Source organism: Paenibacillus herberti (assembly GCF_002233675.1).
Lineage (GTDB): Bacteria > Bacillota > Bacilli > Paenibacillales > Paenibacillaceae > Paenibacillus_O > Paenibacillus_O herberti.
Genome location: NZ_NMUQ01000002.1, coordinates 1,395,977 through 1,406,829, shown reverse-complemented (window position 1 = coordinate 1,406,829; position 10,853 = coordinate 1,395,977). Strand labels below are relative to the sequence as shown.

Genomic DNA, 10,853 nt, shown 5'->3' with positions numbered 1-10,853 from the left:
GAGCTTAGGCGCTATGTCGCCTACTATAAGGAAGTTGCAATAAAGTCTCTTCTAAATAACGCGACTCCGTAGAGAAGCGCTAGAAGAAACTTAAATGATCGAATGAATGAAACGGAGTGTGCTTTCCTCTTGGAACAAAACAAATCTCAAAAAGGCCTACGCCGAGGCCTCAAAGCAAGACATTTAACGATGATCTCGCTCGGCGGATCGATTGGTACCGGCTTATTTCTCGCCAGCGGCGGAGCCATCTACAATGCAGGCCCGGGCGGTGCGCTGCTAGCCTACGCGCTAATTGGAATCATGGTCTATTTCTTGATGACGAGCCTCGGCGAAATGGCGACCCATATGCCGGTATCCGGCACGTTCAGCACGTATGGAAGCCGTTTTGTAGAACCTAGCTTCGGCTTTGCTATCGGCTGGAACTATTGGTACAACTGGGCGATTACGCTTGCTGCGGAGCTGTCAGCCGCCACCTTAATTCTAAAATTCTGGCTGCCCGGCAGCTCCTCCGTGTTTTGGTCGGCGTTATTCCTAGCGCTGCTCATCGCGCTTAATCTATTGTCGGTGCGCAGCTACGGGGAGTCCGAATTCTGGTTCGCCATGATCAAAATCATCACCGTTATCGTGTTCATCGTCGTTGGCCTGCTTATGATATTCGGCATCTGGCGCGGCGACGGCATCGAGAGCACCGGCTTCGCCAACCTGACGGATAATCCGTTCCCGTTTGGCATCCTGGCCGTGCTTGGCGTCTTCATGGCTGCCGGTTTCTCGTTCCAAGGAACGGAGCTGGTCGGCGTCGCTGCGGGCGAAAGCGAGGACCCGCGCCGTAATGTGCCTCGCGCGATCCGCACTATTTTCTGGCGCATCCTACTGTTCTACATGCTCGCTATCCTAATCATTGGCCTGCTCATTCCGCATACGACGCCAGAGCTGGCAAGCGGAGAAATTGCCACGAGTCCGTTCACGATTCTGTTTGAAAAAGCAGGCCTTAGCATCGCCGCCTCCGTCATGAATGCGGTCATTCTGACCTCTCTCCTGTCGGCCGGTAACTCAGGCCTGTACGCCTCCACTCGTATGCTCTATGTACTCGCCAAAGAAGGCAAAGCCCCGCGCTGGCTTGCCCGGCTCAACAAACGCGGCATTCCAGTGCCTGCGCTGCTCGTGACGAGCGCCTTCGGCCTGCTGGCGTTCCTCGCCTCGTTCTTCGGCGACGGCGTTGTGTACGTATGGCTGCTGAACGCTTCCGGCATGACCGGCTTTATCGTCTGGTTGGGCATTGCCATAAGCCATTACCGCTTCCGCCGCGCCTGGGCGGCCCAAGGTCGTTCGCTAGATGAACTGACCTACAAGGCCAAATGGTTCCCATTCGGCCCGATCCTCGCGATCGCCTTGTGCTCCCTCGTCATTATTGGCCAGTTCATTGGCGGCGTTAGTGAGGGCAAAATAGATTGGGCATATATCGCCGCCTCCTACTTTGGCCTGCCGCTGTTCCTTGCCATCTGGCTCGGCCATAAGTGGAAGCATAAAACAAAGCTGCTGAAGCTGGAAGAGTGCCAGCTGGACTCGGAAGAGTAACTATCTTCTAGGACGAGGCTCGATACTCTCGAAGTCCAACATCGATTACATCGTGGAAGAGAATGCGAACTTCTAATTCACGTCATCGATAGGATAAAGAAAAAATACGGCGTCCCGCTTTCCTGCGGGCTGCCGTACTTTTTTTGTCCGCTTATCTGCAATTTCCACTACTTATATATGATATTTGCTAGTATCAAATGCACCAAACTCCTCATAACCTATGGATAGAAAAACGTTGGAGGAGAAATGAATATGACAATTAATACCTATTCCACTAGAATATCCGGCGGGTCATGGAGCGGACTCGGCCAAATTCTAATTTTGTTTATTCTGCTTGTCATTGTACTTCAGACGTTGGGACTTTCACCTACCGGCCAAATCGCAGAACCCCCAACAGCCTTAAGAACGTACGGTTTCGTTATCGATAATCAAACAAGCGGCTACTACTTTAATTATGTTTCAATTAATGGAGATGCCCAACCTCCAGCGTTAACAACTGTCCCTCCTCAGGGAAACGATCGTTTTGAAGTAACCGCAAAGTTTCCCAATGATACAAGCGCAACAGTCTATTATAATATTAGCGATTCCAATCAAAGAAATATTGGCCAACTTTCGTTCACGATGTCCGTCTACGTTGGAATAAACACCAGATTCGATGCTATAACGACCGATGCTCCTATCAGGTTCAGTGAAGGTTACTACTATCAAGCCAACCAGCTCATCGTCCGGAACATCTAACTTGCCGTTTTGATCCGCAATTTGAAACGCCCCAGCGTATGCTGAGGCGTTTCTCTTCTTATGCACATTCCAAACGATCTAACGGTTGTCAATTTTCTCCGGGTACAGATCTAGGTTCATCAGGCGATATTCAGCCATCTGCTCGTACTTCGTGCCAGGGCGTCCCCAGTTGCAGTAAGGATCGATGGAAATGCCGCCGCGCGGCGTGAACTTGCCCCACACCTCGATGAACCTTGGCTCCATCAGCTTGATGAGGTCATTCATGATGATGTTCATGCAGTCCTCGTGGAAATCACCATGGTTGCGGAAGCTGAACAGATACAGCTTGAGAGCTTTGCTCTCCACCATCAGCTTGTCCGGGATGTAGGCGATATAAATCGTTGCAAAATCAGGTTGGCCCGTCATCGGGCACAGGCTCGTGAACTCTGGACAGTTGAATTTGACGCGGTAATCGCGGTCTGGATGTTTGTTCACAAAACTCTCCAGCACCTCCGGTGCATATGTCATCGGGTATTGCGTCCCTTGGTTGCCGAGCAGCGTCACGCCGCTCAACTCCTCACTGCTTCTTCCTTGCTCGCTCATCGTTATAGTCTCCTCATCTTGATTTATTAGTGCCTACTTGCGCCATTCCTGATTGTAGAAGCCCCCTATTCCCCCTATAATAAAGGGAATTGCTGTATGGTCGGACTGATCTACTATCAAGCCTGCAAGGAGCCTACTAATGAAAATCCGTTTTGCCGCTGCGGCGGCTATCGCCATTATCGTTCTCTGCGTCATCGTTTTCACGATGCCTCCGTCCGAGTCCTACCAAGATCCCGACACGTTCTGGCATATTGAGGTCGGCAATCATATTCTCCAGGACGGTAAAGTACCGCATACTGCCGTTCATACCTTTTATGGAGATGACAAGCTCCCTTACGTGCCGCATGAAATGGGCTTCCAAATCGTCATTGCATCCTTGTACAAAGCGTTCGGCTGGGCCGGAACTTATCTGCTATCCGCTGTCTGCCTGCTCTTGCTGTCGCTCGGGTTATACCGGATGATGCTCGTTTCTCGCAAAGAGCTCGGTTTCGACTCTCGCGGTCGCGAGCCGTTGTTGATGCTGATGCTGCTGCCAGTCATCTGGGGCATTTATGAGATTTATTTTACGACTCGTCCGCAAATGATCTCGGCCTTCCTGATCGTCTGGTTCTTCGTGTTCCTCCGCGAATTCCAGATGAAGCAGGCTGTCCGCTATATGATACTGATGCCGCTGATCTCGCTGCTGATCGCCAACTTCCACTCGGGCGTCTGGCCGGTCATCATCGTATTCATGGGCATGGCGCTGCTGGAATCGCTGTTCACTCGTAAGCTGTTCAATCGCCGCGTCGGCTGGAAATGGCTGACGGTGCTGCTCACGGTCGGCGGAGCTGGACTGCTGAATGTGGCTGGCGCCAAAGGCGTCCTGTTCATTCTCACGGTCACGCAGGACAACTTCAATCTGATGATCAACGAGTGGAAAGCGATCCAGTTCAACAGCATGGGCAATCTGACAGCTACGCTGATGCTGCTGACATTCATCGCGCTGCTGCCATTCAGCATACATAAGCGGTTTTTCCGCTTCCAGTTCATGCTCGGCATCTTTTTCCTGGGCGTATCCAACTACAAATATCATCTGTTCATGTGGCTGTTCGTGCTGTACTTCGCCGCAGTTGTTATCCAAGACGTACCGGGCTTACGCCGCTTCCGACTGCGCCTAGGCTCTGCTCCGCTCATCGCGGGGCTTGTGCTTGGACTTGCCGTCAACACCGTTTACAACTTCCAGCATACGCCGCAGCCAAATTCATTCAAGTATCCGGTGAAGGAAATGGACTACATCATGGAAACGTTCAAAGGACCTGGCAGACCGAAGGTCATGACGCTGTACGGCACCTCTGGTTATGTCATGTTCCGTGGCGCTGACGTGCTGGCGGATGGACGCCAAGATCCCTTCATCACGGATGAAACGAAAACTGCGCTCGGCTGGACGGCCTTTGAGCAGACTATCAACGGCTTTCCTGTGTATGTGACCGATCTGGTCAAGGCCAATAAACCTGACTTCATCATTGTCACTCGCAAAAATGCCTCCAGCCGCTTTTACAGCACCTGGGTGAAAGATTATGGACCTGCCGTCAAAACCGGCGACTTCGGTTATGTCTTCCGGACATCGCCGAAGGGGGCTGACGAATAGAAGCTTAATGAGAAGGCTTAGTGACAATGCTTAGTGACAAGTGCCCGCTGCGCCAAAGGCCGGCCCTCCGATCGCTCTTGAACTCAGATTTCCCTGAACTTAACCTCCCATAGAGGTGGAAATCCGACTTCAAATGCGAACGCTGACGCTTCTCCAGGCTCGACCTTTGGCTCCGCTCCTTTTTTTCACCAGCTTTATGAAACCGTACAACCAAACGGCTTCATAAAGGCGCAAAACCAGTAACCTCACAAAGGCGCAAAACCAGCAACTTCACAAAGGCGCAAAACCAGTAACTTTATAAAAACGTAAAGCCAAGCCGCGCTAACGTTGGACTGTTATACAAGTACCGACTTCAGACGCCGCGCTTGTTGCCCCATAACCAGGCATGAAGCTGAGGAAGAATACGCACTCGCCGCCATTCAGGATCGCTCATTACTTCGTCAATCAACCGTTCGTAGCGAGCAGCCAAATGCTCCCGCAAAGCTGCAGAGTCCGGTTCATCCAACTGGTCATTGCCAGCCTGCAGGAACATCGGAATCGCCGGGAAGCGGCGATGCACCTCCTTGGCAAACTCCAAGTCACTCCAACCCGAGCCCGCTTCAGCAGGCTCGGGTTTTTTAGTTGCCTGTGAATCGCCGTCGGCTGGTTGGTTAGCGTGCTCGGCTGCGGCCTCGGCTCCAACTTTCGACTCCATTACGACTACCTTCAAGCTTGGTATTCGTCCTGCTTGAACCAAACGCTCTACGATGCTTTCGAGCTGAGCCCAATCCGTCTCCATACCGGAGCTTGGAGGCTTGGGAGACAGCGTCAGCTCGTCGATATCAAGGAACCAGTCCTGCCAGCGGCTGCCCTGAGTTTCCAGAGCAACCGCGCTGCCGCCAGCCTGGAGCTGCGAAATCAGCTCGCCTAGCTGCGGGAGCAAAGCGGGATTGCCGCCGGACAGAGTCACATGTCCCGGCCAGCTGCCGCCGGATAAAGCGGTAAGCTCATCGATGATTTCCTGCGGCTCCAGCCAGCGGATGTCGTCCTTGGCGCTGCCGTCCCAAGTGAACGCTGAATCGCACCAGGAACAGCTATAATCGCAACCCGCCGTGCGCACGAACATCGTTTTGACGCCGATGACCATGCCTTCACCCTGGACCGTTGGGCCAAAAACCTCCAATACCGGGATACGTTTACGGCGCGGGGTCGCACTCCGCGTAGGCATCATGCCGCCCATAGCGAGCTCTCTTTCAGCCACTTGTCCCCGCTCAACCATGCTGAGCCTCCGGGCGGTAGATCACATAGCTGGACGGCGTCTCCCGCAGGAATACCTGCAGGCAGCGAGCGCCGTTATCGCGCCGATCCAGCTCCTCCTGCACCAGCTCCCAAACGGTGCGAGCGACGACCTCGGTCGTCGGAAAATGCTGCGGATCAAGCTCGGAGGCCCCGCCTCCAAAACGCTCATCATCATTGAGCAGACGGTGGTCAAAGCGGTCTCGAACGAGCTTTTTCACCTCGGAGAAATTGACCAGAAAACCGCAGTCATCCAGCTTATCGCCGCCAACCGTAACATTGCAGTAGTACGTATGCCCGTGTACACGGCTGCAGCTGCCCGCCGCCTCGGCAGGAATATAATGCGCTGCGGCAAAATGAAACTCCTTATTCAGCTCATAACGGTAAACATGCGGTGGAGGTGCAGGATAAATCTGCTGCATTAGCGTGCGCCTCCTTGTAGTGAAGCCGACACTCCGCCGCCGTCCCGCCGAGCCAAGTAGCGCTCCAACCCGCTGCTGCGCAGCTTACAGGCCGGGCATTCGCCGCAGCCATCTGACGGTATACCGTTATAACAGGTCAGCGTCCGCTCCCTTACAAAATCGAATGCTCCAAGCTGATCGGCCAGCTCCCATGTTTGTTCCTTGTCGAGCCACATGAGCGGCGTTTCAATGACGAATGAGCTGTCCATCGCGAGGTTAATCGAAACGTTCAGCGATTGGATGAACACATTGCGACAGTCGGGATAACCGCTGAAATCCGTTTCGCATACACCCGTAACAATCGTCCGCGCACCGACGCCTTGAGCCAGCACGGCCGCAAACGACATGAACAGCAAATTACGTCCCGGCACAAATGTATTAGGCAATCCGCCCTCGGCAGGCGCGTCCGCCACCGCTACATCCGCACGCGTCAGCGCGCTCGGCGCCAACTGCCCAAGCAGGCTCATATCAAGCATATGATGCTTGACGCCAAGCTCCGCCGCGATGGACGCGGCGCAATCCAGCTCCAGCTCATGGCGCTGGCCATAGCGGAACGTCACCGCCTCAACCTCTTCATACCGCTGCTGGGCCCAGAACAAGCAGGTTGTGCTGTCCTGTCCTCCACTGAATACGACGACGGCTTTGCCTTGGCGTTTATCCAAAGGGTTTACTCTCACTTGTTGTTGTTCCATCATAATTATTCTCCTCCCCAATCCACCGAAACGGAAGAGAGGGCAAGCGATGCTCCGCAATCTACATAGGCTGCTGCCTGTTGCCAAAGAAAACGGCGGAAAGCTCTGCCCCTCCTGCTGGAGAGACGGCTTTCCGCCGAACGCAAAACACACGGATTCCCCGTGGAATCGTGTGCTGTAGTTTTTTATAGAGGGAGTTCGCGAACCTCTCCCGGCAGCCGCACTGTGGCGCCCTTGCCGGACTTTCACTTCAGTTGTCCCCATCAGCATAGCATAGGAGCGCGCGGCATGGCTACCCGCTCCATCTTCGATCCACACCTCCAAGAAACTTAAGCCCCACTATGCTATAATGATCGGCAATTCAATCTGCCCGTCAGGAGGATTTCGCCATGAAGGCTCACAGCTTTTATCGGACCTTTATCAAAAACAATCTATTCACCAAGCTGCTGGCAACCTTCTCGGCGATCTCCGTCCTGACGATTGTTGCGTTAGCCTACTTGCTGTACGCCTTCATAGCGGAGTCGGTCCGCAGCGACATTCTCGACAATCAGCGACGCGCGATAGAAGCGGTCAATTCCCGACTGGCAGCAAAACATGAAAGCGCGCAGCGAATGATCTCTGATGTTTATTCCGACCAGGCGCTAAGCCAAAATGTCTCCTACCTGCTGTCCAATTCCTACGCCGATTATATTCGCTACCGGATTGACCGATATTCCGACGAGCCCTTGGCTGCTTACGCCAATGCATTGACTTATTTTCAGCATAGGGCGGCCAGCGATAGTGACATCCACCGGCTCATGATTTACAGTTCGGTTGAACAATACCTCTACGCCTGGAAAACAAGCGGAAGCTCGCATCTATTAGAGATGAATTCTTCGCGCTCCTTCATCCCCGATGTTATGGCGCTGGATGTTCCGGCTTTTTCCGCTCCTAATCCGTGGGTATCCAAAGGACTGGCTTTGGACGATGATCGGTTATACGCCGTGCGGGTCGGCGTTAACAATCCCGGCAGCCTGCAAAAAATCGGCCAGTTATTCGTCTACTACAACTCAGACGGATTGCTCGATGCACTGAAAGGTTTTAAGGACGCGCTCAAGGGCTATATTCTCGTGTTAACGCCGGATGGACAGGTGCTTTTCGACTCTTCCGGCCGTTATTACGGAGCCCGTTACCCCTACGAAGCCAAAATCAGCTCGATTAACACCTCGGTACAGCTGGAGGAGCCCTCTCGTGTTGCCGTACTCACTAATAGCTCCGCCGGTTATTCCGTTGTCAGCGTTGTGCCCGATTCTCAGCTGCAGGATGCAACCGCAAAACTGCGCCGTATCGTTCTATTCATTAGCATTATCGGCATTCTGATCGCGATTCTTGTTCCCGCCCTTGCCGTTTCAAATGTGGCGCGCCGCACCGGTAGCTTGGTCCGCCTGATGCGCCGAGTGGAAAGCGGTGACTTCGCCGGTCGCATCAGCGACGAACGCGGTGACGAGCTGGGACAGATCTCCCAAGGCTTCAATCGGATGCTGGATCAACTTAACCGCCATATCGAACAGGATTACAAAGCGGAAATCCGTCAGCGAAATACCGAACTGTCGGCGCTGCAGGCGCGGATTAACCCGCATTTTTTGTCCAATACGCTGGAAGTCATCCGCATGAGAGCCGTCTCGCAGGGAGCCGACGATGTCGGCGAAATGATCTACAGTCTGTCCGTCCTGTTCCGCAGTATGGTAGGCAGCCAAAGCACGGTGACGCTGCGCGAGGAACTGGAAATCGGACGACGCTATCTGGAGCTATTCCGCATCCGTTATAAAAACCGTTTTGCCTATACCATTACGATGGACGAGCAGTTGGGAGGCCGCCCCGTCATTAAGCTGTCGCTGCAGCCGATAATCGAGAACTATATCGTGCACGGACTCGATACAGAACGGGAAAACAACCGCTTCGACATCGTAGCATCGCTCGACCGCGGTCTAATCCGCATTACGCTCCATGACAATGGACGCGGCATTCCGCCGGAGCAGTTGGACAGGCTGCAACTGCGCTTGCAGCTCCCCTCTCCTCCCGAGGATGGCGCCGGTTCCTTCGGCCTGCATAGCGTCGGCGAACGGCTGCGCCTCGTTTACGGCCAAGGGGCCGGACTGTCTATCGAGAGCTCGCCAGGCCAGGGTACGACGGTGGAGCTATGGTTCCCGGATGAACGGGATGAACGGAATGAACCAAGTAAAAGCAATCATGCGCCCAAGGAGGGACTCTGATGTATCGCGTCTTACTTGTCGATGATGAGCCTTTTATCGTGGAAGGACTGCAGGATGCCATCGACTGGTCGGCCTACGAGCTGGAAGTCGCCGGAACCGCCGGCAGTGGCAAGGCAGCGCTGGAGCTGCTGAAGCAGCGGCCCGCCGATCTGCTCGTTACCGATATCACAATGCCCGGTATGACCGGGCTGGAACTGATCCGTGAAGCACGGAAGCTGTTGCCAGAGCTGAAGGTTATTATTTTGAGCGGCTACAATGAATTTGATTATTTGAAAGAAGGCATGTCGCTCGGTATTGAAAACTATTTGCTGAAGCCTGTTAACTTTCAGGAGCTGCGCTCTACCTTGAGCGCCACCATCGCCAAGCTTAACGCGGCTCCGACTAACCGGGACTCCCTCACCAGCGAGGAGAGGGGCATTTTGCGCGACCGCATCTTGTACCGCTGGATGCGTGGTGACATTGACCCCATTGAGCTGCGCCAACGCTCCGAGCTGCTCGGGCTGAACCTCGAGCATCCATGGCTAGTCGCCGCTTCCGTGCGCCATGCTGAAAGCGGCGGCGCTTACGCCCGCCGGATTATCGAAGCGTCGTTGCCTGAGTCTACGGGCAATCTTCGCTTTACCGATCTGGACGGCGATGAAATTCTGCTGTTTCTGGCTGACTCACCGGAGGAAGCCAAACAGCAGGCGCGCGAAACGCTGGAACGGCTCGTCGCGGCCGATTCCGGCAAGCAGGAGGAGGACGGCGGCTTGCATGCCGAAGAGCCCTTAATCACCTTCGACGCTCCCACCGAACCTGGCCGCAGCGGGCCTCCCCTCCGCTTTACGCTCGGTACAGCCGAGCGCATCGGCGAGCTGGAGCAGCGTAGCTACGCACGGGCCAAAAAAACCCAGGACTACCACCTGCTGCACAGCGACAGCCCAATTCTCGACGCCGCTGAGCTATCGCAAACGCCAGCCGGCCTGGAGCAGCCGCTCGAAATCGGCGGAGGCCAGTACTCCCGCTGGCTGCTCGCGCGTGATACGGACCATCTATTTGCCCGTATCGACTCGGATTTTCTGGCGCTTCAGCAGCGCGAAGGCGCGACGCCGGAGCTGCTGACAAGCGCGGCCATCGAGCTTGTCGTCGCTTTTCGCCTGGAGCTGCGAGACATGAAAGGCGGCGAGCAGTCGCAGGAAGTGCTGTTCCATTTTAAAAAAACGCTCGACCGAATTAGCCGCTCCTCCACACTAGAGGAACTTACCGACTCGATCAAAGCCTCGGCTCATTTCACTATGGAGCTGCTGCAGCGCAGCGACCGCGTCCCGATCGTCAATCAAGTCATTCTGCATGTTGCCGGCCATTATCGGGAGATGCTGTCGCTCAAAACGCTCGGAGCCCTGTATCACATTCATCCGGCCTATTTGGGCCAGTTGTTCAGCAAGGAGACCGGAGCCAGCTTCACGGAGTACTTGAACCGCTATCGGATTGAACGAGCGAAGGAAAAACTCAAGGATACCGATGACAAAATCGCCGACATCTCTCAGGAGGTCGGATACTTGGAGACAGGATATTTTTATAAACAATTTAAAAAATATGTGGGAATTTCTCCCAATGATTACCGGGAATTGCGCTAATGCGCAGTTCCTTTCTTTAGTTTGGACAGCGGATT

At 54.3% G+C, this 10,853-nt stretch carries 9 protein-coding genes and 1 riboswitch; of the genes, 5 read left to right on the top strand and 4 right to left on the bottom strand.

Annotated elements, in window-relative coordinates; translation table 11 throughout:
* Positions 1-102: 102 nt before the first annotated feature.
* Together CGZ75_RS18800 and CGZ75_RS18795 are read left to right on the top strand one after the other, a co-directional pair.
* Positions 103-1,575 carry an amino acid permease gene (locus CGZ75_RS18800; protein WP_089525731.1) on the top strand — a complete coding sequence of 491 codons (1,473 nt, stop codon included), beginning with the start codon at positions 103-105 and terminating at the stop codon, positions 1,573-1,575.
* A gap of 252 nt (positions 1,576-1,827) precedes the next feature.
* Entirely contained in the window at positions 1,828-2,313 is a 486-nt protein-coding gene (locus CGZ75_RS18795; RefSeq protein WP_089525730.1) for a hypothetical protein, read from the top strand.
* Between the two features lie 78 nt (positions 2,314-2,391).
* On the opposite strand, the gene queF is transcribed toward CGZ75_RS18795, so the two are convergent.
* Positions 2,392-2,895 (bottom strand): preQ(1) synthase, encoded by a 504-nt coding sequence (queF, locus tag CGZ75_RS18790; protein ID WP_089525729.1) that lies wholly within the window; start codon positions 2,893-2,895, stop codon positions 2,392-2,394.
* Between the two features lie 139 nt (positions 2,896-3,034).
* Between queF and CGZ75_RS18785 the strand changes: the two genes are divergently transcribed.
* Positions 3,035-4,522 carry a hypothetical protein gene (locus tag CGZ75_RS18785; RefSeq protein ID WP_089525728.1) on the top strand — a complete coding sequence of 496 codons (1,488 nt, stop codon included), beginning with the start codon at positions 3,035-3,037 and terminating at the stop codon, positions 4,520-4,522.
* A 352-nt stretch (positions 4,523-4,874) separates the two neighbouring features.
* Here the strand turns inward: CGZ75_RS18785 and queE are convergent, their stop codons facing one another.
* The 3 genes from queE to queC are packed head-to-tail and all read right to left on the bottom strand — an operon-like array spanning position 4,875 to position 6,950.
* Complete coding sequence (gene queE, locus CGZ75_RS18780; RefSeq protein ID WP_089525975.1) at positions 4,875-5,729, bottom strand: 7-carboxy-7-deazaguanine synthase QueE; 855 nt, start codon at positions 5,727-5,729, stop codon at positions 4,875-4,877.
* 43 nt (positions 5,730-5,772) lie between these two features.
* A complete protein-coding gene (gene queD, locus CGZ75_RS18775; RefSeq protein ID WP_089525727.1) occupies positions 5,773-6,219 on the bottom strand; it encodes a 6-carboxytetrahydropterin synthase QueD in 447 nt (148 codons plus the stop codon).
* Entirely contained in the window at positions 6,219-6,950 is a 732-nt protein-coding gene (gene queC / locus CGZ75_RS18770; RefSeq protein ID WP_089525974.1) for a 7-cyano-7-deazaguanine synthase QueC, read from the bottom strand. The genes queD and queC overlap by 1 nt, the downstream gene beginning before the upstream one ends.
* Before the next feature lie 171 nt (positions 6,951-7,121).
* Positions 7,122-7,165, bottom strand: a riboswitch (PreQ1 riboswitch).
* A 174-nt stretch (positions 7,166-7,339) separates the two neighbouring features.
* Here queC and CGZ75_RS18765 point away from each other — a divergent pair.
* Complete coding sequence (locus CGZ75_RS18765) at positions 7,340-9,202, top strand: sensor histidine kinase (RefSeq protein ID WP_089525726.1); 1,863 nt, start codon at positions 7,340-7,342, stop codon at positions 9,200-9,202.
* The gene (locus CGZ75_RS18760) at positions 9,202-10,818 is read left to right on the top strand and encodes a response regulator transcription factor (protein WP_089525725.1); all 1,617 of its coding nucleotides are present in this window, start codon (positions 9,202-9,204) and stop codon (positions 10,816-10,818) included. The genes CGZ75_RS18765 and CGZ75_RS18760 overlap by 1 nt, the downstream gene beginning before the upstream one ends.
* The last annotated feature ends 35 nt before the right edge of the window (positions 10,819-10,853 follow it).